The sequence below is a fragment of the Sulfitobacter sp. TBRI5 genome, assembly GCF_051013555.1.
GTDB lineage: Bacteria > Pseudomonadota > Alphaproteobacteria > Rhodobacterales > Rhodobacteraceae > JL08.
Map to the genome: position 1 here is coordinate 633294 of NZ_CP112884.1, position 26632 is coordinate 659925.

Below are 26632 nucleotides of genomic sequence, written 5' to 3' on the forward strand. Positions count from 1 at the left end.
GTGCAGCCCGTGTTTCGTCTGGCCGTAGCCCAAGCCCCGGCTGACCTGAACTCTCCGACAGACAGGTTGGACTGGTTGCGTTCAATTCTGCCCGATATTGCGAATTCGGGCGCCGACCTGTTGCTGCTGCCGGAACTGTTTGCCTGCGGATACAACATCGGGGATGCGATCAGAACCCGCGCCGAGATCGCGGATGGACCGACCTTTGCCGCCATTGCCGACATGGCGCACGAAGCGGGTGTTGCGATCCATTATGGTTTTGCGGAACGTTCGGAAGATGCTCTATACAACGCGGCTCTGTGCGTTTCTGCGGATCGCACCGTGTTGTGCCACCAACGCAAACTGGTGCTGCCACCCGGTTTCGAAAAGGCGTATTTCACGCCCGGACGCGGGTGTCATCTGTTTGAATACCACAAGCTGAAAATCGCGACGCTGATCTGTTATGATGCCGAGTTTCCGGAAACGGTGCGCCATGTTGCCCAGCTTGGCGCCGATCTTGTTCTGGTGCCGACAGCGCTTGGGTCGGATTGGTCATGGGTGGCCCATACAATGATCCCGACGCGGGCCTACGAAAACGGTGTCTACCTTGCCTATGCCAACAGCGGGGGTGTGGAAAACGGCAGTGAATTTCTGGGCGCGAGTGTCATCGCCGCCCCGGATGGTATCGAAGTAGCACGCGCCGGCGCATCTGCGACCATCATTTACGGCGATATAGACAAGTCGCGCGTGGCTGCCGCCCAGAAAAGGCTGCCCTATCTGAAGGATGGTTTGACGATAGATCTGTCCTAGCCGTTGGCGGTGTCGGATCATTTCGAACCCGTTTCGGAAAGGTTTGGCCGCGTGACTCTGCAACGACAGGCTTCAGCCGCCATCAGCAACAAAACCGGCTTTTTCGATCGCTGCAATTGCGCACGCTTCGTCATTGTCCGAGTTATCGCCGGTGATGCCGACTGCACCAAGGATGATGCCATCCTGTTTGATCAAAACGCCCCCGGCGACCGGCACAAGCGATCCTTCCGACAAGGCATTCATCGCCTGAATAAAAAACGGTTCAACCTTTGCGCGCTCGAACAAGGCCCGCGACCCCAATCCCATCGATACGGCCCCGCGGGCCTTGCCTTGCGCAATTTCCGGCCGCAGGTTGCTGGTTGTGTCCTCACGCGCGAGCGCCACAAGATAGCCACCTCTGTCCAACACCGCCACGGTAAGCGGCTTTAGCCCGTTCTTCTTGCGCCATTCAAGGCAATCACTGATGATGGACTGGGCCTGATCCAGGGTAATGGTCATCTGTTCTCTCCCGTTTCTGGGGGGTATTTACGCGGCAATTACGGCCTGCGAGCGAAGCAGCGCTTCGATCTGCGCGTTTTCATACCCCATTTCGGCAAGCACTTCCCGCGTGTGCTGACCAAGCAGCGGGGCGGCATGGTTAACCTGCGCAGGGGTGCGGCTGAATTTTACAGGATGGCCAATCGTTTCAACCTTGCCGGCTGTCGGGTGATCCAGTTCAACAATCATATCGCGCGCGCGCGCCTGCGGGTCTGCATGCATCTGAAGGATGTCATTGACCGGCCCGGCAGGGAGATGTGCCTCTTCCATTCGGCGAAGCCAGTTTTCGGTCGTGTCCTGACCCAGATATCGATTCAGAATTTCGACCAATGCAGGCAGGTTCTGAATGCGCTGGGCATTCGATGAAAACCTGGGGTCATTATCCAGTTCAGGGGCGTTGATCACATCCAGAAACCGAAGCCAGTTGCTTTGGTTCGCAGCGCCGACATTGATCCAACCGTCGCTTGTCTGAAACGCCTGATAGGGCGCGTTCAGCGGATGCGCCGATCCAAGCGGTTCAGGTTTTTCACCGGTGGCAAATGCGATGGCAGACTGCCAATAGGTCTGGGTGATCGCCGCCTCGAACAAAGAGGTGTCGATCTTTTGGCCCAAACCGGTTTGCAACATGTTCGCATATGCCGCCGAAACACCCATCGCCCCCAGAATACCGGCATTGATATCCGAAATCGGCGCGGCAACCTTGACCGGCGGGCGGCCCGGCCCTTCGCCAGTGATGGACATCAGGCCTGACATGCCCTGCGCAATCAGATCAAAACCGCCACGTTCGGCATAGGGGCCTGTGCGCCCAAAGCCCGATATTTCGCAATAAATCAGACGTGGGTTGACCGCTGACAGATCCTCGTAGGACAGGCCCAGCTTTTCCATCGTTCCTTTACGGTAATTCTCGATCACGACATCGGCCGTGGCCAGAAGTTTGCGCAGGATATCAACAGCCTGCGGATCCTTGAGGTTCAGAGAGATGCCCCGCTTGTTGCGGTTCATCATCATATAGGCCGCAGCTTCACCGCCGATCTGGGGCGGGGTAAACCGCCGGCTGTCATCGCCGGTTGGTTTTTCCACCTTGATAACGTCGGCGCCCATATCCGCCAGCATCAGACCGCAAACAGGGCCTGCCATGATATGGGCAAGCTCGATAACGCGCATACCGCTAAGCGGGCCAGATCGTGTGCTCATTTGCCTGTCCAAACCGGCTTGGTCTTGCCCAGAAATGCTTCCATCCCGATGCGGAAATCATCACTCATGTAGCAGGAGATAATCAGGTCGGAATCTTCCACCTCGGATGCCATGCGGTTGCGCCGCAGCGCTTCCTTGGTGGCGCGCAGTGTCAGCGGTGCCATCGAACCCACGCGTTCCGCAAGCACAGCGGCACGCGCCATCAACGCCTCTTCGTCAGGCAAAACTTCACTGATCAGCCCGATAGAAAGCGCCTCGTCAGCTTCGATCAGCCGCGCAGTAAAAATGATCTCTCGTACCCGCCCCGCGCCGATCAGTTCGGACAACCGCGCAAGATTGCCCGCAGCCAGGCAGTTTCCCAATGTACGCGCGATTGGAAAGCCGAACTTGAGGCTGGCAGACGCAATCCGGATATCGCAGGCCGCCGCGATCGAACCGCCGCCCCCTGTACAGGCGCCGTTTACCGCTGCAATCGTCGGCACCGGGCACCGTTCGACAGCGTCAAGCACAGCGTCGATCTGGTGTTCATAATCCAGCGCATCCTGCGGTGTTTCAAAGGCGCGAAACTGGGTCATGTCCGTCCCTGCGGCAAAGGCCTTGCCGCCCGCACCCGAGATCACGACCGCACGTACAGACCCATCTGTCGGCATGTCACGGCACAGTTGGGCCAGCCGTTCGTACATGCCAAAGGTCAGCGCATTGCGTGCCTGTGGCCGATCAAAGGTAATCCACAGGATACCGTCACGCAGTTCATTTGTGATGTCGGTCATCGATAGAAATACTCCACAAGGAACATCGGAACGGCAGGTACGTAAGTGCACAACATCAGCACCAGCAAAAGCACCCCGACAAACCAGATGTTGACCTTGGACACTTCCCAGATATTTGCCCGCGCCACCGAACAGGCAGTGATCAGAACCGAAGCCACGGGCGGGGTTTGCTGCCCGATTGCAAGGTTAAGCGTGACCACCAGACCAAAATGTACCGGATCGATCCCGGCCGCAGTGATCAGCGGAATGACGATCGGGATCACCAGAATAATGGCCGCAGCAGAGTGCAGGAAAAAACCCACGATCAGGAAGAAGAAGTTCAGGATCAGCAGGATCGCCCATTGCTGGGTTGTGATCGACAAAATGCCTTCGGCCAGTTGCTGGGGGATCTGCGCGCGGGTCAGAAAACCACCCATCAACACCGATGCCGCGACAAGCAGCATCACAACAGCGGTTTGGATACCACCGTCCAGCATCGCGCGACGCAGGTGTTTGACATCAAGATTGCCGTACCATGCCGACACAACCAACGAGGCGAGGACGGCCAGACCCGCGGCCTCGGTCGCGGTGACGTAACCACCAAAGATACCACCCAGAATGATAACTGGCAGGGTAAAGGCGGGCAGCGCCTCAACGAATGTTACGCGAAGGCGCGCAAAGTTGAACGCGTCCTCGGTCGGGAAATTATATCGTTTGGCAAAGAGGTAAGCGACCACCATCAACCCGGCGGCGCCCAAAAGGCCCGGCACAATGCCTGCCACGAACAACTGCTCTACCGACGTGTTCGCGGACGCTGCATAAAGGATCATCGGGATAGAAGGCGGAATAATGATCGCCAGAGATGCCGAGGAAGAGGTAACCGCCGCCGAAAATTCCTTACTGTAGCCACGTTTCTTCATCTGCGGGATCAGGATAGACCCCATTGCCGCCACGTCCGCCACAGCCGACCCCGAGATTTCGGCAAAAAACAGCGATACGCCGATGTTTACCATCGCAAGGCCGCCACGGATGAACCCGATAATGGCAGATACGAAATTGATCAGCTTGTCGGTGATGCCGCCCGCGTTCATGATCGCGCCCGCAAGCACGAACATCGGGATCGCGATCAGCGAAAACTTGGTGGATCCGTCATACATATCCAGCGCGATGGTCACCAGGCTGCCGGACCCTTCGGTCAGAAGCAACCCAAGAACACCACACATGGCCAAAGCCACCGCAATGGGGATGTTGATGCAGATCATGATCAGCATCGCTATGAAAATACCGGCCATAAGCATCAGTGGCGATCCTTGTTCTTTTCAAGTTCGGTTTCGACTTCTTCCTCGATCTCGGCATGTTCAAGCGAGACACCGGCAGCCGTCAGTTTCAGATACATCGGCAGGCTGAGCATCTGGCAGATCATGAACAGGACCGCGCCGATCGGAATGACCGATTGTGTGACCTGAATTGGCATCCAGGTCAGCGAGATAAGCGTATCCCCGGCCAGCACGTCGAGCACCTGAAGCCCTGCGCGCGCCATAAGAAAGAAAAACAGAAGAACGATGGCCTCTCCGACCAGCAAGGCGACAATCCGAACCCTGACCGGTAACGCCAGCAGCACCGTATCAAAGCCGATGTGGCGGCGGTGCAATGCGGCCAGCGCCGACCCGTAATAGGTAATCCACGCCAGCATGATTGCGGCCACTTCGTCATACCATGAAAAGCTTTGCCCCATCAGCCGGGCAAGCACCGCCATGGTAACCACCAGCGTTAGCAGGATCATCAGGCTGATCGTGATCCACTCAAGAACCGTACTGAACACACGATTGATGCGTGACAGCGTGGAATAGTCTTCATTTTGCATGACTGGCTGACCTGTTGGATATCAGAGATCCAGAGCGGGCACTGGTTGCGCCCGGATGAAACACGTAATTCTTGGAAAACAGGGCGGCGGGATATCCCGCCGCCCCGAATGATTAACCCGCGTTACCAAGCCCAAGGACCGTATCTATCATCTCTTGCCCGCCTTCCACTTCGTCGGCGAACTGTTTGTAGATCGGTTTGGACGCTTCGATGAACGCGGCCTTGTCGGCAGTGTTGACCTCAACTCCGGCGTCTTCGATCACCTTCAGCAGGCTGGCTTCCAGCTCGGCTGCTTTTTCGTAGGTGAAGTCCTGGGTTTTGTTGGCACATTCGGTCAGACCCGCCTGAATGTCTGCTGGCAGACCGTCGAATTTGCTTTTCGACGTCAGGATATAGGCTGGCGTGTAGACGTGCCCGGTGATCGACAGATACTTTTGCACTTCCTGAAACTTGGCCGAAGCGATCTGCGCATAGGGGTTTTCCTGTCCGTCAATCACGCCGGTTTGCAGCGCGGTAAACACATCGGAAAAGGCCATGGGCGTGGGGTTTGCCCCGTATTCCTGGAACATTTTCAGGCGCCAGACACCATTGGGCGTGCGCAGTTTGATCCCGGCCAGATCGGCGGGCAGATTGATCGGCCGCACGTTGTTGGTGATATGACGAAAGCCGTTTTCAGCAAGTCCGACGATGTGATAGCCATTTGCCTGTGCGGCATTCTGGAATGTGTCCATCATCGCGCCCTGAACCCGGCGCATGTGGTCACGATCGGTGATGATATAAGGCATCTCGAAGATACCGAATGAATCGTCAACCGATGACATCACTGACGAAGGCAGCGCGAAATCGACCTGCCCCAGCTTGAGCTTTTGCAGCAACTCCTTGTCCTTGCCCAACTGTGACGAACCAAAGGTCTGCACTTCGACCTTGTCGGGCATTGCGCTGTTCACGCAGGCGGCAAAGTTATCAACCGACGCCTCAAACAGTGAACCCGGTGCGCCGACATGGCCGAATTTCATTGTCATTTCAGCCGCATATGCACCTGTGGCCATACCAATGGCGGTGGTTGCAGCAAGAATTTTTGCGATTACTTTCATAGTAGTCTCCTCCCAAAGATTGTCATTTGATGTGTTCATTTTTGTCCTGGCCCCTCTTGCCGGGAGCGTTCGCGCTACTTGAGCATTTTCATTGCCGCCTGCACTCCACCCTCGGAATGCGGGACGTTCGCCTGTTTCAATCCCATCTCGACACCTGCCAGGGTCGCAACCAGCATCAGATCGTTGAAGTCACCCAAATGGCCGATCCGAAAGACCTTGTCCGCCACTTTGGACAGACCGTTGCCCAGAGATATATCATAATGTTCCAGAGTGGTGGCGCGGAAGGCGTCAGCGCTGTGGCCATCGGGTACTTTTACCGCCGTCAGCACGCCGCTTTCCTGACCTTGCGTGGCACACAGAACCTCAAGGCCCCAGGTGCGCACGGCGGCGCGGGCCGCAGCGCCATGTCGCGCATGGCGCGCGAACACGTTTTCAAGCCCTTCTTCATGCAGCATATCGACAGCTTCGTTCAGCCCATAAAGCAGGTTTGTCGCAGGCGTGTAGGGGAAATACCCGGTCTTGTTGGGGCCAACCATTTCAGCCCAGTCCCAGTATGACCGTTGCAATGTCGCCGATTTATTGGCCGCCATCGCCTTTGCGCTTGCGGCGTTGAACGATAGGCCCGGCGGCAGCATCAGCCCCTTTTGCGACCCTGAAACGGTAACATCGACGCCCCATTCATCGTGCTGGTAATCAAGCGAAGCAAGGCCCGAGATCGTATCAACCATGAAAAGCGCGGGATGGCCCGCGTTGTCGATGGCCTTGCGTACTGCTGCGATGGGTGAAACCGATCCGGTCGATGTTTCGTTGTGCACGACACATACCGCTTTGATCTGATGCTCCTTGTCCTCGGCAAGATAGGCTTCGATTTTTTCGGGGTCGGCGCCACCGCGCCAGTCTCCTTGAATGAATTCAGCCTGCAAGCCCAGCTTTTCGGCCAGCTTTTTCCACAGCGTCGCAAAATGGCCTGTCTCGAACATCAAAACCCTGTCACCCGGTGACAACGTGTTGACCAGCGCCGCCTCCCACGCGCCCGTACCGGATGCGGGATAGATAAAAACGTGCTCTTTGGTTTTGAAAATCGTTTTCAGCCCGTCCAGCGCACGCTTGCCAACGTTGGCAAAGTCGGGCCCGCGATGGTCAATGGTCTGTTGGCCTATTGCGCTTAGAATGCGGTCGGGCACAGCACTTGGTCCGGGAATTTGCAGAAAGTGTCGGCCAGCTTTTCTCATGACAATCGATCTCATTTTGGCGTTTGGGCATTGGGCCAGCGCATCTGTCTGTGCAATGCGATTTGCTTTTTTATTGAATCAACGTAATTTTGAATTCATAATTAAGTCAATGAAAATTATCCCGCACGCCGCCCTAGTCATACTGGAAAAAATATGTCCCAGCTCTCCGACGCTCTGAAGAAACGCGTTCAGGGTGATCTTATGTTCGACAGGTTTTCGCGGGGTCGGTATGCGACGGATGCATCGCTTTATCAGATGATGCCGCTTGGGGTTTTGTCCCCAAGATCAGAGGATGATATCCGCGCAGCCATCGACATTGCTGGCGAACAGGGCGTGCCGGTCTTGGCGCGCGGCGGCGGCACATCGCAATGCGGCCAGACGGTCAACGAAGCGCTTGTTCTGGATAACACACAGCACTTCAATGATATTCTCGAGCTGGACGTGGAAGGACAGCGTTGCGTTGTGCGCCCCGGCATCGTGCTTGATGATCTGAACCGCGCCCTGAAACCGCACGGTCTGTGGTTTCCGGTCGATGTTTCAACCGCGTCGCGCGCGACCATCGGCGGAATGACCGGTAACAATTCGTGCGGGGGAAAATCGCTGCGTTACGGCATGATGCGTGACAATGTCCTGTCGATCGATGCGTTTCTGGCGGACGGAACCAAGCACCATTTCGGACCTCTGGACAACGCCCCCTCTCCGGCTTTGGCCGCGTTGAGAGACGACCTGCTGGAACTGGGCGCGCGCGAAGCCGCCGAAATTGGCGCCCGATTCCCAAAGGTCATGCGCCGCGTCGGCGGATACAACATTGATGCACTGGTCCCCAAAGACACGCCAAACAATCTTGCGCATCTGCTGGTCGGTTCAGAAGGGACACTGGCCTATTCCACCGCGATCGAACTGAAGCTTTGGCCACTGGTGTCTCAGAAAGTTCTGGGCGTTTGCCATTTCCCGACATTCCATCAGGCGATGGATGCCGCGCAGCATCTGGTCACGCTGAAGCCGCAGGGCGTTGAACTGGTCGATGCCACTATGATCAAGCTGGCCCGCGATATTCCGATGTTCCGCCAGACAATCGAGGAATTCGTAACCGGCAAACCGGACGCGCTTTTGCTGGTCGAGTTTGCCGAGGATGATCCCAACCTGCATCCCCAAAAGCTGAAGCAGCTTGAAGAGATGATGGGCGATCTGGGGTATTCATGGACGGGGCGCGGCAAGAATTGGGGTGGCGTGACCGCTGTGCCAGACCCCGCGATGCAGGCCCGTATCGCGGATTTGCGCAGTTCGGGTTTGAATATCATGATGTCGATGAAGGCAGACGGGAAACCGGTGTCTTTCGTTGAAGACTGTGCTGTCGAATTACCCGATCTTGCGGCCTATACGGCTGGCTTGACAGAGATATTCGAAAAGCATGGCACACGCGGCACGTGGTACGCGCACGCTTCTGTCGGCTGTCTGCACGTGCGGCCGGTACTGAACCTCAAGCTGGATCAGGACGTGCGCAAGATGCGCGCGATCGCCGAAGAATGCTTTGATCTGGTTGCGAAGTACAAAGGGTCTCACTCGGGGGAGCATGGCGATGGTCTGGTGCGGTCGGAATTTCACGAAAAGATGTTTGGCGCCCGCATGGTGGCCAATTTCCGTGAGGTGAAAAAACGGTTTGACCCTGACGGGCTGTTCAATCCCGGCAAGATCGTGGACGCGCCGAAAATGGATGACCGGCGCCTGTTTCGCTACAGTCAGGACTATACTGTTCCCGAATTCCGAACCGAACTGGACTGGTCCGCCTGGACAGGCAGCGGCGGCGGATTTCAGGGCGCTGTCGAGATGTGCAACAACAACGGCGCCTGCCGCAAGCTCAAGGGCGGCACGATGTGCCCGTCGTTTCGGGTGACACGCGAGGAAAAAGACCTAACACGCGGACGCGCCAATACGTTGCGGCTGGCGATATCGGGGCAGTTGGGGCCCGACGCGCTGACATCTGATGAAATGGCCGATACGATGAAGCTGTGCGTGTCCTGCAAGGGCTGCAAGCGCGAATGCCCGACCGGCGTCGACATGGCTGCGATGAAGATCGAGGTGCAGGCCGCCAGCGCCAGAAAACATGGGCTAAGGTTGCACGACCGGCTGGTTGCCTATCTGCCACGCTACGCGCCATGGGCGGCGCGACTGCCGCTTATCGCCAACCTGCGCAACACCGTACCCGGGCTGGCCAAACTGACCGAACGGCTTAGCGGGTTTACCGCGTCACGTGATCTGCCAAAATGGAACGCGCGGCCCTTCAAAGACACCGAAGCGGAACAGAACGCGGCCCCCAAGGCGGTTTTGTTTGCCGATTGTTTCAACAGATATTTTGAACCGGAAAACCTGCGCGCCACACTGAATGTGCTTGGGGCGGCCAAGGTTCCGGTCCAGATCGCTGCGGCCCCCAAGGGGGAACGGCCCTTGTGTTGCGGCCGCACATTCCTGTCTGCCGGTCTGGTGGACGAGGCCAGGACTGAGGCGCGGCGACTGGTGGATGCGTTGCTGCCCTTTGCAGAACAGGGCCTACCGATTATCGGGCTTGAGCCAAGCTGCCTGCTGACCCTGCGCGACGAGATACCGGCAATGCTGCCCGGTGCGGAGACTGCTTTGCTGGCCCGACAGGCGCGCATGCTTGAGGAATACATCGCTGATCAGGACGACGATCCGGCGTTTCAGTTGCCTCTGGTTTCTCCTGCACCGCGAATATTGCTGCATGGTCACTGCCACCAAAAGGCGATGGGTGTGATGTCGAGCATTGAAAAAACACTGTCGCGCCTGCCCGACACGCAGGTTGATGTCGTTGAAACAAGCTGCTGTGGTATGGCAGGTTCCTTTGGCTACGGTATCGAAACGCATGAAATTTCCCGTAAAATGGCGGAATTGGATCTGGCACCGGCGGTCAGAAACGCGGACAAAGACACATTGATCGTTGCCGATGGCACGTCCTGTCGGCATCAAGTGGCGGATACGACCGCGCGCAAGCCTGTTCATGTTGTGCGCCTTCTTGAAATGGCCCTGAAACAATGAGGCGAGAAACTACATGATGCAGGCAATTCAAACACAGGAAATCATGCGCAAATCCTTGCACCACGAGCTTGTCGATCGTCTGCAGATGCTGATCATTCACGCCGAACTCGTACCGGGCGCCAAGGTGCCCGAAAAACTGTTATGCGACCGGTTCGGCGTGTCGCGCACCCCGCTCCGGGAAGCCCTGAAGGTACTTGCCTCAGACGGGCTTGTCCGGCTGGAACCCAACCGCGGCGCCTGGGTTACTCAGGTTACATTGGACGAAGTTCAAGATGTTTTTCCGGTTCTGGGCGCGCTTGAAGCCCTATCTGGCGAATTGGCCTGCAACCACATCACAGACACCGAAATAGATGAAGTGCAGGCGCTGCACGACCAGATGATGCAAAGCTATGAACGAAGGGATCTCGACGCCTATTTCGATATCAACCAGAAAATCCACCGTGCCATTCTGTCTGCCGCACGCAACAGCACCCTGACCACGTCTTGTCAGGCGCTGTCATTGCGCATGCAGCGCGCGCGTTATCTGGCAAACATGACGGAAGGCCGCTGGTACGCGGCGGTGCAAGAGCATGAAAAAATCATGAAATATCTGGCTGCGCGGGATGGCCCAAAGCTGGCTGCCACGCTTCTTGATCACATGGACGCCAAACGCGCCTCTGTTGTGCGATGGCTTGAGGCGCGCGAGGCGGCGGCGGAAGAAGAACAGTGATCGCTGATCAGGTCTGTGACACGGCTGGACCTGATTTCAGAAACGAACGCCGGTAATCTGTTGCACCACACGCGACAATACCGCCCTGCCCCATCGGCCTGAATTATGCGCCAAATTCTTTGCACGTTTTCAAAGAATTATTGAACAGGATAGGCTCTGGAAGCGAGCGGGGTCCGCTCCTCAATGTTCCAACCGAGTTCAGTCAATTCATCCCGTGCGCGCTTGCTCAGCTGACCATCAACAAAGACGAGCGGTGCAACTGCCGATTGGTCGCCAAAGCTGGACGCGAAACGATCCAGCAATGGTGTCCAGCTCAGATAATCGACCGGGGCCGCGATCACCGGCTGCCCTGCCTGAGACATTCCCAAAATGGTTCCCTGTACCTGCAATTCGGACAATGGTTCGCGCTCTGTGTGGTATATACTGAGCATATCAATCGTCTGCACAAGAAACCGGGCCTGGCCTTCCGAGGCGACACTTAGAACCAGCGGTATCACATCGGCACGTCCTTCCACACCATCAAGTGCTTGCATCGAAGCCGTGAGCGCGGCCTGCATGCTTAAGGTATAAAAGCTATGCCTCAAAAGCTGATCAGTTTCCGATTGTCCGACCCCCATGGACAAAAGCGCGTTCTCTATTTCCACCCGCAGATCACCCGGCGCAGTATCCCAAACCCAATCGCTAAGGCGCGAGGAAGTGGAGAGTACGAACCCACCTGGCACAAGGCTCGTCAAAAAATTTACCCCAAGACCTCCGGCAAAAGCGGCCCAGGTCACCTCGTCAAGTTTTTCTGAGAGTATGCGGTTTGTCGAATAGGGATCGACCGCCAGTTCCTTCGCCAGCCGCCGACGTTGTTTGTCAAAGCCAAGAATATTGATTGCTGTGTCTCCCCCCGCTCGCGCGACACTCTCGGTTAAACTGACACCCGGGTTGTTTTGAGCAGGCGTTCCCCCCGGAAGATTTTCCGCGGTATTCTCTTCCACTCCGGGCAAGCGACCCTCTCTGACGTCCCCTATTTTTTGCAGGCCGGTCTTTAAGGTGCGCCCTGTTCGGTCAAAGAATCGGCCGACACCATCTGGAACGCCCTGCACTGTTTCCTTAGGGTTTTCGATAAACTGGCGCAGATTTGAAACCGTTTCTTTTGCCGTGCTTTCAGCCGCTTCGGCAAAACGGTCATCTTCCTGCATGATATCCAAAGCTGCGAGCGCTTTGATCTCGTTCAGGCGAGAGGCCAGCATACCGGGACCCGAAGCAGTAAATTCACCATAGGGCGAAGTGATCGTGAACACGGCCATGAACCCGTCAGTGGGTACATCCTGATGAATTTCGTAGGTGTCAGTCTTCAAGGGCAGATCCAACACAGTGTCTGACGCAGACAGAACGGCCGGCACCTCGTAATCGTCACACATCCCGAAAGTCGGCAACCATATCGCCAACACGGCACCAGCCGAAACCAGTCGACTGCATGAATAGCGTTTTTCCATGTCCGTCCTTTCAAATACCGTTGGGCAATTCTGTTCAGATTCTGATGAAGAAAATCAAAAAACTGACCATTCCAGTCTGCGCGCCACCTCTTCCACCGCCTTGAGGGCAAGAACCGAATTCCCCTTATGCCCAGCTAGGGACTTCAGTGCCTGATAGGCTTGGCGGCTTTCGATGCAAACAACCGGGACACCAAGCTCCGTCAGGCCGTGGTGGAGCATTGGAGCCATCCGCCCAGTCTCAAAAACAACTTTGGTACATGTGGGTCCGGCGGCCAGAAACGCGGTGATCGCCTTCGGTGTCGAGGATGCTTTTCCTTCCAGGATAAGCGCCCCGTCTCGATCAAGAATGCAGATATGCGTCTCTTCCATGGACACATCCAAACCAGCAAAATATTCCATCGGTCGGTCTCCTTTTCAATGATATGAACATCAAGAATAACAGGCATCGATGCGCGCTGGTTCTGATTACGCCATGTTGAAAAACTCCATTTTTACCGAAAACCAGTGAAAATTTTGTCCATTGAGAAGCCGTCGAGATTTTTGGCTAGGGGGTCGGCCAAAACACCGGTTCGGCGATGTGAGGGCATGTCATGGCCTGCTCTTGGCAATTAAAGTCAACTTTGATGAAGCATTGGAAATTGGCGGAAAAATGAGGGAGCCGAATTTTCGAGTTTTTCAACACAATCAGCCACTAGTTCCAAATGCTGCGCTCGCGAACCTTGAGATTTCGCGGTCGCGGCGAACGGCTGGAAGGTCCCGCGCAGCCGACATTGGTGCAGTCTACTGCGAATGACTGCATCGAGCCCAAGCTTCAAGGTTAGTCTTAGTCGGAGACACTCTGAATCTCAGCCTTGCAATCCGCCTATTGTGCTAGCAAGGATTATTAGCACGAAATGTAGGAGGCGACCTTGCGAATTCTGAACTTTATCGTGAACTTTGCAGTCGGACTGACATTAGTGCTGGTGTTTCTACCTGCCAGCCTCGCGGCAGGTCCCGTTGAGGATGAAATCAAGAGACTGTCATCGTCGTTCAACGTAATTGACACTAACCTTTTCGGCGACGCAAGGCTGGACACAGCCGTCGTGATCCCACGGTTTTACGAACTGCGCGGTCATACCACCGCCTGGTACGGCACAGGCAATGATCAACAGCTTTTCACGGAGTTGACCCGTGGCGTTGAACAAGGTTTTCGCCCCACAGACTTCAACCTGCCACTGCTCTACGAATTGCAGGACGCAGCAAGATCAGGTGAACCTGGCGACATTGCAGCCTTCGATCTGGTCGCCACCGATGCCGCCATCAAACTAATCCATCACATGGTTTTCGGCAAAGTCGATCCATCAAAGCTCGACAGTTCATGGAACTTCTCCAAACCCGTTATTCAGAGCGAACCGTCAGCCGTACTAAACGAATTTCTCGACGGTGAAGGCTTCAGCACACTTATGGGGCGCATTAATGTTGATGTTGCGCAATACCGGCAACTGGTTGATGCCCTGAAAACCTACCGCGACATTGAGCACGGTGGCGGTTGGGTCTCCGTGCCGGATGGCACTGTTCTGAAACCCGGAATGACCGATCCCGCTGTGACCTTTGTGCGCGAAAGGCTTTTGCGCGAAGGTGTGGCACAGGAAACCACATTTCAGACATCTTCAACTACGGGTAGCGAAGACACCTATGATGAAGCGCTGGTTGAGGCCGTCAAAGCGTTTCAAGCCCGCCATGGGCTTGAAGCCGACGGTGTAATCGGGCCGAGATCGTTCGAATCTCTGAACCGGACAGCAAGCGAACGTGTCGATCAACTCAGGCTCAGTCTCGAACGCGCGCGATGGCTGATGCGGGACCTCCCTGACGATTTCGTTCTGGTCAACATCGCCGGTGCACGCACCTATTTCATTAAAGGTGACACAGTCTGGACCACACGTTCCGTGACCGGATCAGCATATCGCAAAACACCGGTCTTCCGCGACGACATCCAGTATATGGAATTTAATCCTACGTGGACCGTCCCTGCTTCAATTTTTAGAAAGGACAAACTGTCACGTATCCGAAAGGACCTAGGGTACTTGGCTCGGAACAACTACACCGTCGTGCGGAGCAGCGACCGCACGCCTGTGAACGCCGCGTCAGTCAACTGGGCGTCGGACAACCCTGGCGTGACACTTGTTCAGCAACCCGGGCCAAATAATGCACTGGGACGAGTGAAGTTCATGTTTCCCAACGAGTATGCAGTTTACCTGCACGACACCAACCAAAGGGGTCTGTTCGACCTAAACGAACGCAATCTCAGCTCTGGCTGTGTGCGGCTTGAGCATCCGTTTGAGTTTGCAAACCTCCTTATGGAGGGCCAGCCGGATTGGAGCAACCAACGCATGAATGCCATTCTGGACAGTGGAAAAACCACAAGGATAGATCTGGAGAAACCGATTCCTGTGCTGCTTACCTACTGGACGGCTTGGGTTGAACAGGGGACCGTTCACTTCCGCGAAGATCCCTATGAAAGAGATGCTCCGATACTTGATGCTCTAAACCGCTAGTGTCGTTGGCTTGAAAGATCCGACATGCCGTAAAGCCAATCCGGGTCTTTCCACAAATGCCAAGGCTGCGGCGTATTCAGCCGCAGCCTGCATTTGATCGTCGTCTTGTGATGATTATTTGTCCTTCAACGCGCAGGTGTTGACCCCCAGCATCGAATACACCGGGCAACTGCCTGATCCTCCCCCTTTGAAGTGGTCCGCCCCTATAGTTAGGAAACGGAGGATCAAAGATGGGAATCAAGCGACACAAGCCGGAAGAGATTGTCACGAAGCTGCGGCAGGTTGAGGTGCTGTGCGGTCAGGGAATGCCGCGCATCGATGCAATCCGTCAGGTGCAGATAACTGAGCAGACGTTCTATCGCTGGCGTAAGCAATATGGCGGTATGGGAACCGACCAACTGAAGGAACTCAAACGTCTTCAGAAGGAGAATGACCGGTTGCGCAGAGCGGTTTCGGATTTGACTCTGGACAAGCTGATCCTGTCGGAAGCCGCACGGGGAAACTTCTGAGCCCCTCTCGCCGCAGGGCCTGTATCGATCACATCCGCAGCTCAATGCAGTTGTCCGAGCGACGTGTGTGCCGGGTTCTGGGTCAACACCGATCTACTCAGAGACGGTTGCCAGCGGGGCGTGCGGATGAGGCGCGCCTGGTGGCCGACATGATCGAGCTGACCCGCCAGTATGGGCGCTATGGCTATCGTCGGATTGCCGCATTGCTGAGGGATGCAGGCTGGTTGGTGAACGACAAGCGGGTCGAACGCCTGTGGCGACGTGAAGGGCTCAAAGTGCCGATGAAACAACCGAAGAAAGGGCGACTCTGGCTGAACGATGGCTCGTGTGTTCGGCTGCGGCCGGAGTATCGTGACCATGTCTGGTCATATGACTTCGTCCATCACAGAACTGATGATGGGAAGGCGTTTAGAACCCTGAACATTCTGGACGAACACAGCAGGGAGTGCCTTGCGATCCGGGTGAAGCGCAAGCTGAACTCGGCCGAGGTGATCGACGCCCTGACCGACCTGTTCATCCTGCGGGGCATTCCAGCCTACATTCGGTCAGATAGCGGACACGATACGTATAAACGGACAATAATCCGGCAACTGAACGCTGCTTTGTTGCGAACTTCCGCTTTTAGCACTGTGCCGACAATCGTTTGGAAAGGTCGTTCACAACCACAGCGAATAACTACCGTCAGCTCCAAGCAGCTTTTGTTTAATCGGTTTGTTTTTATCCAAATCAGAAAGTACGCCAGAGTTGAAAATCATCATTAGCTGTAGTGAGGAGACACATGAGGTTTTCGCTGCTATGCTCCATTCATAAAAATAATTCCAAAAAAGGAGGGCAATATGTCCGTATTTCTGATCGCTGATGTTAAAGTTACGGATGACGCTTGGATTCCGGAATATGCCGCAAAGGTTCACGATATTGTTGCGAAGCACGGTGGCAAGTATCTGTCACGGAGCGGTAACATTCAGACCATTGAAGGCGAGGGCCTAGACACAACTCTGATTGCGTTGATTCAATTCCCATCGCGTGAGGCTCTTGATGCATTTGCAAATGATCCAGAATACAAGCCTTTTGGCGAAGCGCGCCAAGCAGGAAGTGTTAGCCGCTTCCATGTTATCGACGATACTGACCTTGCCGGAGCCATTCCCTATCTTCCGGCAGCCGGTTAATTAGAACATATAATGTTTGTCTGCGTCGCCTAACGGGTGGGAAAGACTGTTGTTGGGTTGGTGACTTGGCAACCGTACGATTTGTTCTGTCAGCGGTTTACAAAAATGCAGCATGTCGTAAGCTTTGACAACGCCAGAGCGTTCCATGAGTGTTTACGTTCGGCTCGTTATCTCGCTCTGGCTGGGGAGGACGAAAGGGAGAATTTTATGTGCCAGATATTTGCCGGTCAGGACCCTGAACGCTACAAGCGGGAAACTCGGCGCATGCGGTTGAATGGACAAAGCACCAGTGTACGCTTGGAAAAATCTTTTTGGGCGATTGTTGACGAACTTGCTGAAAACCAAGGTTATACAACGCCTGGCTTCGTCTCAAAGCTTCATGCCGAAGTGCTTGAGATATATGGTGAAACAGAGAATTTTACGTCACTTCTACGATGCACTTGTTTGCTTCATATGGAAATGCACCAAGGTTCGAGCACCGGACAGGTCGCGGCCGAATAGGTTGAATACAGCTTTGTAGTATTCCTTTACTACCCACAAGCATTTAAAAATGTCAGCCTGCCAGAACCACTTAAATAGTTGGGAGGCACGCATGGCAAAAGCCATACACAGCATGATCCGCGTATTGGACGAGGCGCGATCAACAGACTTTTATAATCGGGCGTTCGGGTTGAAAGTGGCACATCGCCTCGATTTCTCGTCGTTCACACTCATCTATCTCAGGAACGAAGAGACTTCGTTCGAACTAGAACTGACGATCAACAAAGACCGTACTGAACCGTACGATCTGGGCGATGGCTATGGGCACATTGCGTTCTCAGTTGATGATCTAGACGCCGAACATGCGCGTTTTGAGTCCGAAAATCTTAATCCGCGCAAAGTTGTTGAGTTTGCGCCAGATGGCGATGTCATCGCCAAATTTTTCTTCGTTCAAGACCCTGATGGGTACGAGATCGAAGTTCTGCAGCGTGCAGGTCACTACCAATAAAAGCACGCGCATTCATTAGGGAGGAAAGTGAAATGGAAAACAATAATCACAACAGGGCACTGACACGGCGGCAATTGCTGTCTCGGTCGATGGCTGCAGGCGCAAGTTTCGTTGTTGGCGCCGGATATCTTGCAAGTGCCGATGGTGCATGGGCGATGGAAACTTCAGCGCTCAAGCCTGAAACGATGGCAACGCTGGTTCAGATGGCCCGTGATATCTACCCGCATGATCATGTGGGTGATGAATATTACGCCGTCGCCGTCAAAGCCTATGACACCGAAGAGGCGGCACCGGGTGTCGAAGCTGGTATAGCAGCATTGAACGCAGCGGCACAGGGCAAAGGACATGCCGACTACCTGTCGATGGGATGGGAGCGAGATCGCGTCGATGTTTTGCGCGGCATGGAAAACAGCGCGTTCTTTCAGCAAGTCCGAGGCGGATTAGTGACCGGGCTTTATAACCAAAAGGCGGTCTGGCCGCTCTTTGGATATGAGGGCGAGTCCTTCTCTCAGGGCGGTTATATCGACCGCGGCTTCAATGACATCAACTGGCTATAAGGGAGAGTGGCACCATGACGGCACCATTTGATCTCACAGACGACAGCGTTGTTGTCGTAATCGGAACTGGCGCGGGCGGCGGCGTGCTCGCAAACGAATTGGCGCAAAAAGGCGTGAGTGTTGTTGCACTCGAGGCTGGCGGGCGGCACCTTCCACAAGACTTCATCAATGATGAGTGGGAAAGCTTTGGGCAATTGGCCTGGCTGGACCCACGGACCACGTCTGGTGATTGGCGCGTTGCCAAGGACTTTTCTGGCCTGCCTGCCTGGATTGTAAAATCCGTCGGCGGCACCACCCAACACTGGGCCGGTGCGTCTTTGCGATTCCAGGACCACGAATGGAAAGCAAAGACCACATACGGCGATGTTCAGGGGGCAAATCTTTTGGATTGGCCAATTGATCCAGGCGAAATGGACCAGTGGTACACAAAGGCTGAAGACAAGCTCGGTGTGACCCGCACGGGCGATCGTCCCGGACTGCCGGGAAACAATAATTATAAGGTCTTCGAAAAGGGTGCAAAGGCTCTGGGCTATGAACAAGTCCACACCGGCCGCATGGCGATCAATTCGGATGAAAATCGTGAACGTTCAATGTGCCAGCAGACCGGCTTTTGCTTCCAAGGATGTAAATGGGGTGCCAAGTGGTCGGCAGGCTACGTGGACATCCCTGAGGGCGAAGCGACTGGGAATCTTGAGGTGCGCTCCAAATCTCACGTTGCACGCATTTTGCACGATGACAGCGGCAAGATCACTGGTGTGGAGTACTTTGACGCAGAAGGTAATTTGCAGATGCAAAAGGCCCGCCTTGTTTGTGTGGCTGGCAATTCGTTTGAGTCGCCGCGCATGCTGTTAAACTCAGCGTCATCAATGTTCCCGGATGGTCTGGCAAACTCCTCTGGTCAAGTAGGTCGTAACTACATGCGGCACATGACCGGTTCGGTGTATGCGGTCTTTGACCAACCGGTGAAGATGTGGCGCGGTACCACAATGGCAGGCATCATTCAGGACGAGGCGCGTCATGATCCATCCCGTGGATTTGTGGGCGGCTATGAACTTGAAACGCTCGCTCTTGGCCTGCCCTTCATGGCGGCATTTCTTGATCCTGGGGGATGGGGACGCGAGTTCACCACAGCTCTGGACAGTTACGAGAACATGGCTGGCATGTGGATTGTCGGAGAAGACATGCCGCAAGAAACCAACCGTGTTACGCTGAATATGGACGTTAAGGATCAATTCGGCCTGCCAGTTGCAAACGTGCACTTTGACGATCATCCCAATGATATCGCGATGCGCAATCATGCCTACAAACAAGGCATGGCAGTCTATGATGCGGTGGGGGCCACGCGCACCTTCCCAACTCCCCCTTATCCTTCGACACACAATCTGGGCACCAACCGGATGTCGGAGAATCCGCGTGACGGCGTGGTCAATAAATGGGGCCAAACGCACGATATCGCAAACCTGTTCATTTCGGACGGGTCGCAGTTCACCACAGGGGCGGCGGAAAACCCGACACTAACCATTGTGGCGCTTGCCATTCGGCAAGCCGATCACATCGCTAGCGAAATGTCTCGCGGCAATCTCTGATTAAAGACTGACAAAAACAATGTGCTCCGGTGCCAACTTTAGTTTATCGGAGCACATACAATAACTCGACCAAGGCAATAGGTACTCAGTCGAAACGAAACCTCGAAAAATAGCCATATACGGTAGTCGATGTAGCGAATGTGACCTATCGATGATGATCTTTGTAGCGCCAACAAAGGCAGTATAGCTTGGTCTTGGCTGCCCCATCAGGTACTTTAAGCATTCTTTTGTTCTTGTTCGGTCGCACTGCGGCGAACGGCAGGTTCGTCCGCATGTGAGACATACGTCGCAACCGCAGCGAACGTCCGGTCCTGTTGAAAGCAGTCGTTTAGAACCAAAACTTCGAATTTCCGGTTGTGAGCGGCTGCTTAACGCGACGAACCGGTCATCAGAGAAGAACAGTCGAATGACTGCATCGAGCCCAGAGGGGCCATTATCTGAACCGCGCCAGTTTTGGGATAGCCGCTTTGCCCCACATATGCTCCCCTAAACAGAATGTTTCCATTGGTGTCGCAAAGCATTTGGTATCAGAATGACAAGGAAAGCGAGTTCAGGGGAGAACCACCATGCTTCAGACACTGGGACTTCTCTTGGGCTGCCAGTTGCTTGGAGAAATGACTGCTCGCGGCCTTAGCTTCCCCATTCCGGGCCCAGTGCTGGGGCTCGCATTCTTAGTGCTGCTGCTCGGCTTCAGGCCCACACTGACCGAGCAGCTCAGACCAACAACGACAGTCGTACTGGCGAACTTGTCTTTCCTTTTTGTGCCTGCAGGTGTTGGTGTGATCGGCAACTTAGAGGTTTTTACCGATAACGGACTTACCTTACTGTTTATCCTGACTGTCTCGACACTGCTCTCCATGCTGGCTGCGGTTGGAACGTTCATCAGCGTTCGGTTTTTAATCGAAAGCCGGACGACATGACGGATGTCGCGGACCTGTGGAGCTATCTGTCGACAACGCCCCTTATATGGCTCACAACGACCATCCTCGCCTATTTGCTCGCGGATGGCGTAGCGCGGCGACTTGGTCAGCCGCCTTGGGCCAATCCGGTACTTCTGTCAGTCCTTCTCATTGCACCAATCCTTTGGCTGACACGAACCGACTACACGACCTATTTCGAGGGCGCACAATTCATCCATTTTCTGCTTGGCCCCGCGACGGTCGCATTGGCTTTGCCGCTTTGGGATAACCGAGACACAATTCGGACCTCAGTTGCGCCGATTGTATTGGCTTTGCTGACGGGCTCGGTTGTTGCGGCGGGCTCGGCCATTTTACTGGCGCGTGCCTTTGGTCTCCCGATAGAAGTGCTGCTTTCTCTGGCGCCTAAGTCCACAACCGCGCCCGTCGCTCTCGGTATCTCAGAAGCTATAGGAGGGCTACCAGCGCTGACAGCAGTATTGGTTATCCTGACTGGGATTATCGGTGCTGTGACGGTTACGCCTCTCATGAACCTGATCGGGGTCTCTGATTGGCGCGCACGCGGTTTTGCAGTCGGTGTCGCAGCTCACGGAATTGGGACGGCCCGTGCATTTCAGGTAAATCCTGTGGCAGGAGCCTATGCCGGCATAGCGATGGCATTGAATGCACTACTGACAAGCTTGATCGTACCAGTATTGGTGCGTTGGTTGATTTGAACGTGTTTCAATTTGGACCCGTTGGGGGGCACCGACTGCAAAAGTGTTTGAATGACGCCTTTAACCCACAGAACAGTGCGGAGAACAAGCTCGCTACCCAAAGTGGTCTAGGGGCTGGGAGCGGACGATGAACGGCGGCTTTGTCCGCGCCTTGATTGTTCTGACACCGCGCGGCGAAAGCGCGGTTTGGATTTGACGTGGTTTGCCCAGATTGAATGACCGCATTGGCGACGTGAGCTGCAACGCGCCGACAGACATGCCGCAAGCGCGAAGCGATGCTGCGTCCGCGAAGTACGAAGAACGAATGGCGGCAAAGTCCGCTCTACCGACATTAGTGCGTTCCGCGGCGAATGACTGCCTTGAGCCCGGAGCGGTCGCAGGTTTATCATAAGCCGAAACGGGAGAAATCAATTTTCAAAAACATTTTCCTGGCTGTCGATTAGAGCTTTTGCTAACTTTTTCGACTGCATGAAAGGTAAGATCAGACGTTCCGCTAGTTCGTTGTTCTCTTCGACCAACGCGTTGCTAATTATGCCGTCCAAGTTCTGTGAAAGTTGCTCAAGGAAATGTGCCACTTCGACGACAATAGTCCGTTCTTCGCTGAGCCGAATTGTCTGGTTTGAGGTTAACTGTGGCATCGCGTCGCTCCTTTTGTTCCCTTTGACCCTAGACTAAGCGAGTAAAGAACGTGATGCCGTTCAATCATCGTTGTAGTATCGTTGAGTTTGATGACGATCGTGGGAGAAATTCATGAAGCAGTGGGTCTTGGACTTAGATGACGGCAGCTTGTCTTCAGGCCAGAGCCTGTCCAATCTGACTCCCAAAGCTGCGGATGTACTGAGTTTTCTGATCGCCAATGCAGGAACAGTAATGTCACGCGACGAGATTCTCCGCGAAGTTTGGCGAGACCTGCATGTGAGCCCCGATTTGGTGCGCGAGTATATTTTCGAAATTCGAAAAGCGCTGGAAGACAGCGCCACCAGACCGAAATACATCGAAACCGTAGGCCGGAGAGGGTTCCGACTGATTGGACCGGTATCGACCCAGGCCAAAATCGAAACATCACCTGCGAGCGACAAAGTAAAAGCGATCACAAACAACCGATCAATTCAGAAACCGGTCGTAAAATACTGCCGATCCAAGGACGGTACGTCGATTGCCCACGCTGCTTCCGGCCAAGGTTTGCCCTTGTTGTTTGCGGGAAGCTGGATGACCCATCTGGACATGGACTGGGACAGTCCGGCGTATGGCGATTACGTCAGGCACCTTTCAGACAGGTTCGCGGTGATACGATATGACCAACGCGGAAACGGTCTGTCGCAATGGTCGGACGTCGACATCAGTTTCGAGCGCATGGTTGATGATATGGAGGTCGTTGTTGAGACCTATGGGTATGAAAAGGTTGCGATATTGGGTATGTCGCAGGGGGCATCCGTAGCAATTGCCTACACACTCCGGCAACCTGACAGGGTATCTCATCTCATTTTGAATGGGGGCTATGCCCGAGGGCGCAGGCAACGCGGCAATGACGCCGAACATGAAGAAAGCGAAGCATTGGTCAGCCTCATTCGACATAGTTGGGGCAACGATAATCCAGCCGCCCGCCAAATCCTGACGACTTTGTTCATGCCGGAGGCGTCGCAGGGACAGATGCAATGGTTCAACGAATTTCAGAAACAGTGTGGACCGGCAGAAAACATTGCGCAATTTCGCGCGTTGTTCGACGACATGAACGTAGCCGATTTGTTACCCAAAGTAACGACGGCTACACTGGTGTTGCACAGTGACCGGGACTCTGTGGCTCCGCTTTCCGAAGGCAAGTTACTGGCTTCCCAAATAGCCGGCGCGTCATTTGTCCAATTAAACAGTCCGAACCATATGTTGTTCGCAACAGAAGATGATTTCGCCAAAATGATCGAGAGCATCGACCAATTCGCGCACTCTTAATCGCAGCGGGTCAATTTTCGCTCGTTTGCGTTACTGTACAAATACTCTCTGTTGTTATTGAGCCGGATCGCTGCTTGGTCAAAATCTGTTTCAACATAGCGGAGTTTTCTATGACCGCTTTGTCCGCAACTCGGTCATAGCCGGAATTGTGGTGAGCGTCTGCTATCGCGCTGAGCGGCCATACGAGGTTGAAAGCCCGCATTTTCCGTGCCGAACGGCGGTTCAGTGGCGCTTAGCAGCCATCTGACAGAAACGCTCGGATGACTGCGTTGAGCCCAAACCGGTCAGATTGAAATCGCATCCTTCGCTAGTGCAGCAAACCGACCGCACTGACCGATCTGATCAACGCGCGGCAACGCAGCCAAGACCGGGTGTCAGGAGCTCTAACTGAACCAAAACTTTAGTTACTTCATAGACACGGCTTTCCAAAAAACTTCTGCCGACAGACAATTTAGTCTTAACTTTTTTGGGTTTTATTGGCTTTAAAGTTCAAAAAAGTTCAAAACTCCCTTAAAGCTATCGAGCGGGTTGATACGGTTATGCGTTCACAGAACATATTTCTTTGTCCAATTTACATTATTCTAAGCGTTGCTTCGTTCAATTCGTCTTCAATGGCGCAAGAAACCGTGGACACACCGGCAGCAGAAAATAGTGTAAAGGTGGATGCAGGCCTAACGCTTTCGGAAGAATTCACCGACAATGTTTTTCAGACCGCTAACGATAAGAAAAGTGACTTCGTCACGGTCTTTGCTCCCTGGATCGAGCTTTCGCTTCTATCCAGGGACTATGAACTTAGCTTTGGAGCTGACGCAGAAATTGGAAGATACGCCACTTATTCCAGCGAAAACTACGAAGACTATGGGTTATACGCAGATGGCCGTTTCAGGTTGGGCGATAGCCTGTTCGCTTTCGGAGGGCTGGACTATGCCCGGGAGCATGAAGAACGTAGTTCACCGGACAGCGTAAACGGGCTTGAACCTACAAAGTATCATGAAACGAGCGGTTATTTCGGAATCGGCGGGCAATTAAATGGTAACTCTTTCCGTCTGGGGGTGAATGCGCGCGATCTGGATTTTGATGACACGCCCGCTGCTGGCGGTACAACCATCAATAGCAGTGACCGTGATCGGCAAGAGCTGGAATTTGGTGGCAGGCTTGGCGTGGCGCAAATCACAAATGGCGAAGTTTTCGTGCAAGGAATTTTTGACCAGGTTGAGTATGATGACAAGACAGACAGTCAGGGCTATCAACGCAGCTCTAAGGGGGGGCAGGCTGCTCTTGGCTACAAGGGTCAATGGGGCGATCTTGCCGGAGAGCTGTCGTTCGGGGTCCTGACGCAGAACTTTGACGATCCGCGGTTTGACACGGTTACCGTGCCCGATTTTGATGTAGATTTGACCTGGCGACCCAGTCGCACAACCCAAATATCCTTCGTGATCGAACGGTCCCTGGAAGAAACCACTATTACGGGCGCATCGAGCTATGTCTCGACATCAGCCGGCTCCCGTTTGCGGTATCGCGTGGCGCAGAATCTGTCTTTGGCGGGCTATCTCTTTCTGACCGAGAATGACTTTAAGGGTATTGATCGAACCGATATTTATGCAGAAGCTGGCTTGGGTCTGCGCTATTATCTGGATCCCAGATTTTATCTGGATGCAGATTACGCATTCCAGCAACGCTTGTCGGATATTGCTGGCGAGGATTTCGACGAGCACCGCTTCTTTTTGACCTTTGGTTATGATCTAGAGCCGAACTTCGAGACGCGACCTGAAGATCGGGCGAGAATAACCAGCTCTGAATTCTATGCCGGTACTCAATTTGGCTATGGCGTTTTGCAAAGCAAAGTCGACGGTCCAAGGGGTGCTGGCGGCAATCTGACGGCGGATTTCGGCGATCAGGGGCCGGTTGCCGGACTTTTAGGTGGATATCGAACCACGGTGAACGGGTTGGTTCTGGGGGTCGAGGCAGATATCGAATTTGGCGACATGGAGTGGGTTCATGACGCAGATCGTGATTTTTCGGTCAAGACGGGCAATACGTACGGAGTGAGCGGGATCGTCGGGTTGAAGACAGTTGCCAGCAATTTTCTATATGGTCGCTTTGGCGTCTTTGCTTCAGAGTTTGAAAGCAAATATCAGAGAGGCGGTAATTCTACATCAATTGATGATAGGGTAATCGGCTTCTCATTTGGACTTGGAACAGAGGTACCCTTGGGGCGCGGCCTGTCAGGGCGGATCGAATATCAGATCAGGTCTTTCTCTGATTATGACATTGGCGCACCTTTGGGAGCAAATGACGACAACTTCGCGAATTTGCAAAGTGCCGTACGCTTTGGAGTAATCTACACATTCGGCGCGCAAGAAACTCCTGCTCCGTATGTGGCTCCAACAGACTTCTCTGGATTTTACGCCGCTGCTACACTGGGCCACAGTACCTTGCAAAGCGACAATTCGGGACCAAGACCCACAAGCGCTGCCCCTTCTTTCTTTCTAAATGCGACGCGTTCAGGACAAGGGTTTAGCGGGGGCGCTCTGGCGGGTTATGGTTGGCAGTACGGAGCGGTGTACCTAGGCGCAGAAGCTGAATTGGAAGTATCCTCTGCGGGATGGAACGTAGAACGCAGTCCAACCGGGCGCATCTACTCGGCCGAGAAAGTTGGTTCAGTGGCTGGACTGCTGCGTGTTGGCTATATCGTTAATGATTCTGTTCTGATTTATGGTCGCACGGGGTTGGTCCGTGCAAAATTCGAAACCGATTACAGCTATTCAGGTACGACTATAAACCAAAGCGATAAACTGGATGGTGCTCTGATAGGATTGGGTGTTGAGTATTCTGTTGGTCCTCGAACGCATTTGCGGATGGAATACAACTACACTGACTATGACGACTATGAAGTGGACTACGGCACAGGAGTTGACATTTTTGATTCAAAGGAAAGCCGGTTTCAGGTTGCCCTAGCCTATAAGTTCTAACGGTTGACATACGCGAGCTGCCCGAATGATTTGCATGC

General features: G+C 54.3%; 22 protein-coding genes and 2 pseudogenes. 14 read left to right on the top strand and 10 right to left on the bottom strand.

Going from position 1 to position 26632, the window contains the following annotated elements; translation table 11 throughout:
• Entirely contained in the window at nt 1-789 is a 789-nt protein-coding gene (locus tag OLX72_RS03210) for a carbon-nitrogen hydrolase family protein (protein ID WP_433989812.1), read from the top strand.
• Between the two features lie 72 nt (nt 790-861).
• Here OLX72_RS03210 and OLX72_RS03215 read toward each other — a convergent pair whose 3' ends face one another.
• The 7 genes from OLX72_RS03215 to OLX72_RS03245 all read right to left on the bottom strand — a co-directional run bounded on the left by OLX72_RS03215 (nt 862) and on the right by OLX72_RS03245 (nt 7458).
• A complete protein-coding gene (locus OLX72_RS03215) occupies nt 862-1287 on the bottom strand; it encodes a GlcG/HbpS family heme-binding protein (protein WP_114868921.1) in 426 nt (141 codons plus the stop codon).
• A 27-nt stretch (nt 1288-1314) separates the two neighbouring features.
• Nucleotides 1315-2520: a CaiB/BaiF CoA transferase family protein gene (locus tag OLX72_RS03220; RefSeq protein ID WP_114868920.1), complete on the bottom strand. Its 1206-nt coding sequence runs from the start codon at nt 2518-2520 to the stop codon at nt 1315-1317.
• The gene (locus tag OLX72_RS03225) at nt 2517-3290 is read right to left on the bottom strand and encodes an enoyl-CoA hydratase/isomerase family protein (protein WP_114868919.1); all 774 of its coding nucleotides are present in this window, start codon (nt 3288-3290) and stop codon (nt 2517-2519) included. The genes OLX72_RS03220 and OLX72_RS03225 overlap by 4 nt, the downstream gene beginning before the upstream one ends.
• Entirely contained in the window at nt 3287-4567 is a 1281-nt protein-coding gene (locus tag OLX72_RS03230) for a TRAP transporter large permease (protein WP_114868918.1), read from the bottom strand. Before OLX72_RS03230 ends, OLX72_RS03225 begins: the two co-directional genes overlap by 4 nt.
• Entirely contained in the window at nt 4567-5133 is a 567-nt protein-coding gene (locus OLX72_RS03235; RefSeq protein ID WP_114868917.1) for a TRAP transporter small permease, read from the bottom strand. Before OLX72_RS03235 ends, OLX72_RS03230 begins: the two co-directional genes overlap by 1 nt.
• 112 nt (nt 5134-5245) lie before the next feature.
• Nucleotides 5246-6226 carry a TRAP transporter substrate-binding protein gene (locus tag OLX72_RS03240; protein WP_433989813.1) on the bottom strand — a complete coding sequence of 327 codons (981 nt, stop codon included), beginning with the start codon at nt 6224-6226 and terminating at the stop codon, nt 5246-5248.
• Between the two features lie 74 nt (nt 6227-6300).
• Nucleotides 6301-7458: a pyridoxal-phosphate-dependent aminotransferase family protein gene (locus OLX72_RS03245; protein WP_114868915.1), complete on the bottom strand. Its 1158-nt coding sequence runs from the start codon at nt 7456-7458 to the stop codon at nt 6301-6303.
• A 153-nt stretch (nt 7459-7611) separates the two neighbouring features.
• Here OLX72_RS03245 and OLX72_RS03250 point away from each other — a divergent pair, with 153 nt between their 5' ends.
• Complete coding sequence (locus OLX72_RS03250; RefSeq protein WP_433989814.1) at nt 7612-10509, top strand: FAD-binding and (Fe-S)-binding domain-containing protein; 2898 nt, start codon at nt 7612-7614, stop codon at nt 10507-10509.
• Nucleotides 10510-10522: 13 nt separating this feature from the next.
• Complete coding sequence (locus OLX72_RS03255) at nt 10523-11218, top strand: GntR family transcriptional regulator (protein WP_114868913.1); 696 nt, start codon at nt 10523-10525, stop codon at nt 11216-11218.
• A gap of 137 nt (nt 11219-11355) precedes the next feature.
• Here OLX72_RS03255 and OLX72_RS03260 read toward each other — a convergent pair whose 3' ends face one another.
• Nucleotides 11356-12702, bottom strand: coding sequence for a hypothetical protein (locus OLX72_RS03260; RefSeq protein WP_433989815.1), 1347 nt, complete (start codon nt 12700-12702; stop codon nt 11356-11358).
• A 123-nt stretch (nt 12703-12825) separates the two neighbouring features.
• Nucleotides 12826-13101 (bottom strand): annotated as a pseudogene (locus OLX72_RS03265) (IS110 family transposase); the annotation flags it as partial.
• Nucleotides 13102-13610: 509 nt separating this feature from the next.
• On the opposite strand from OLX72_RS03265, the gene OLX72_RS03270 reads away from it, so the two are divergent.
• The 9 genes and pseudogenes from OLX72_RS03270 to OLX72_RS03310 all read left to right on the top strand — a co-directional run bounded on the left by OLX72_RS03270 (nt 13611) and on the right by OLX72_RS03310 (nt 21675).
• Complete coding sequence (locus OLX72_RS03270; protein WP_433989816.1) at nt 13611-15236, top strand: L,D-transpeptidase family protein; 1626 nt, start codon at nt 13611-13613, stop codon at nt 15234-15236.
• A 230-nt stretch (nt 15237-15466) separates the two neighbouring features.
• A pseudogene (locus OLX72_RS03275) lies at nt 15467-16326 on the top strand (IS3 family transposase); the annotation flags it as partial.
• 255 nt (nt 16327-16581) lie between these two features.
• Complete coding sequence (locus OLX72_RS03280) at nt 16582-16911, top strand: DUF1330 domain-containing protein (RefSeq protein WP_114869018.1); 330 nt, start codon at nt 16582-16584, stop codon at nt 16909-16911.
• Nucleotides 16912-17118: 207 nt separating this feature from the next.
• Nucleotides 17119-17412 (top strand): ribbon-helix-helix domain-containing protein, encoded by a 294-nt coding sequence (locus OLX72_RS03285; RefSeq protein ID WP_114872073.1) that lies wholly within the window; start codon nt 17119-17121, stop codon nt 17410-17412.
• Between the two features lie 91 nt (nt 17413-17503).
• Nucleotides 17504-17899, top strand: a complete 396-nt coding sequence (locus OLX72_RS03290) for a VOC family protein (protein ID WP_114869017.1) — start codon at nt 17504-17506, stop codon at nt 17897-17899.
• A gap of 32 nt (nt 17900-17931) precedes the next feature.
• On the top strand, nt 17932-18456 hold the full coding sequence (locus tag OLX72_RS03295) for a Twin-arginine translocation pathway signal (protein WP_114869016.1): 525 nt from the start codon (nt 17932-17934) through the stop codon (nt 18454-18456).
• 14 nt (nt 18457-18470) lie between these two features.
• Nucleotides 18471-20042, top strand: coding sequence for a GMC family oxidoreductase (locus tag OLX72_RS03300; RefSeq protein WP_114869015.1), 1572 nt, complete (start codon nt 18471-18473; stop codon nt 20040-20042).
• Between the two features lie 566 nt (nt 20043-20608).
• The gene (locus tag OLX72_RS03305) at nt 20609-20962 is read left to right on the top strand and encodes a CidA/LrgA family protein (RefSeq protein WP_433989817.1); all 354 of its coding nucleotides are present in this window, start codon (nt 20609-20611) and stop codon (nt 20960-20962) included.
• Nucleotides 20959-21675: an LrgB family protein gene (locus OLX72_RS03310; protein WP_114870379.1), complete on the top strand. Its 717-nt coding sequence runs from the start codon at nt 20959-20961 to the stop codon at nt 21673-21675. The genes OLX72_RS03305 and OLX72_RS03310 overlap by 4 nt, the downstream gene beginning before the upstream one ends.
• Nucleotides 21676-22082: 407 nt before the next feature.
• Here OLX72_RS03310 and OLX72_RS03315 read toward each other — a convergent pair whose 3' ends face one another.
• Nucleotides 22083-22313: a hypothetical protein gene (locus OLX72_RS03315; RefSeq protein ID WP_433989818.1), complete on the bottom strand. Its 231-nt coding sequence runs from the start codon at nt 22311-22313 to the stop codon at nt 22083-22085.
• A gap of 112 nt (nt 22314-22425) precedes the next feature.
• On the opposite strand from OLX72_RS03315, the gene OLX72_RS03320 reads away from it, so the two are divergent.
• Nucleotides 22426-23622 (top strand): alpha/beta fold hydrolase, encoded by a 1197-nt coding sequence (locus OLX72_RS03320; protein ID WP_433989819.1) that lies wholly within the window; start codon nt 22426-22428, stop codon nt 23620-23622.
• Between the two features lie 476 nt (nt 23623-24098).
• On the top strand, nt 24099-26594 hold the full coding sequence (locus tag OLX72_RS03325) for an outer membrane beta-barrel protein (RefSeq protein ID WP_433989820.1): 2496 nt from the start codon (nt 24099-24101) through the stop codon (nt 26592-26594).
• Nucleotides 26595-26632: the final 38 nt, after the last annotated feature.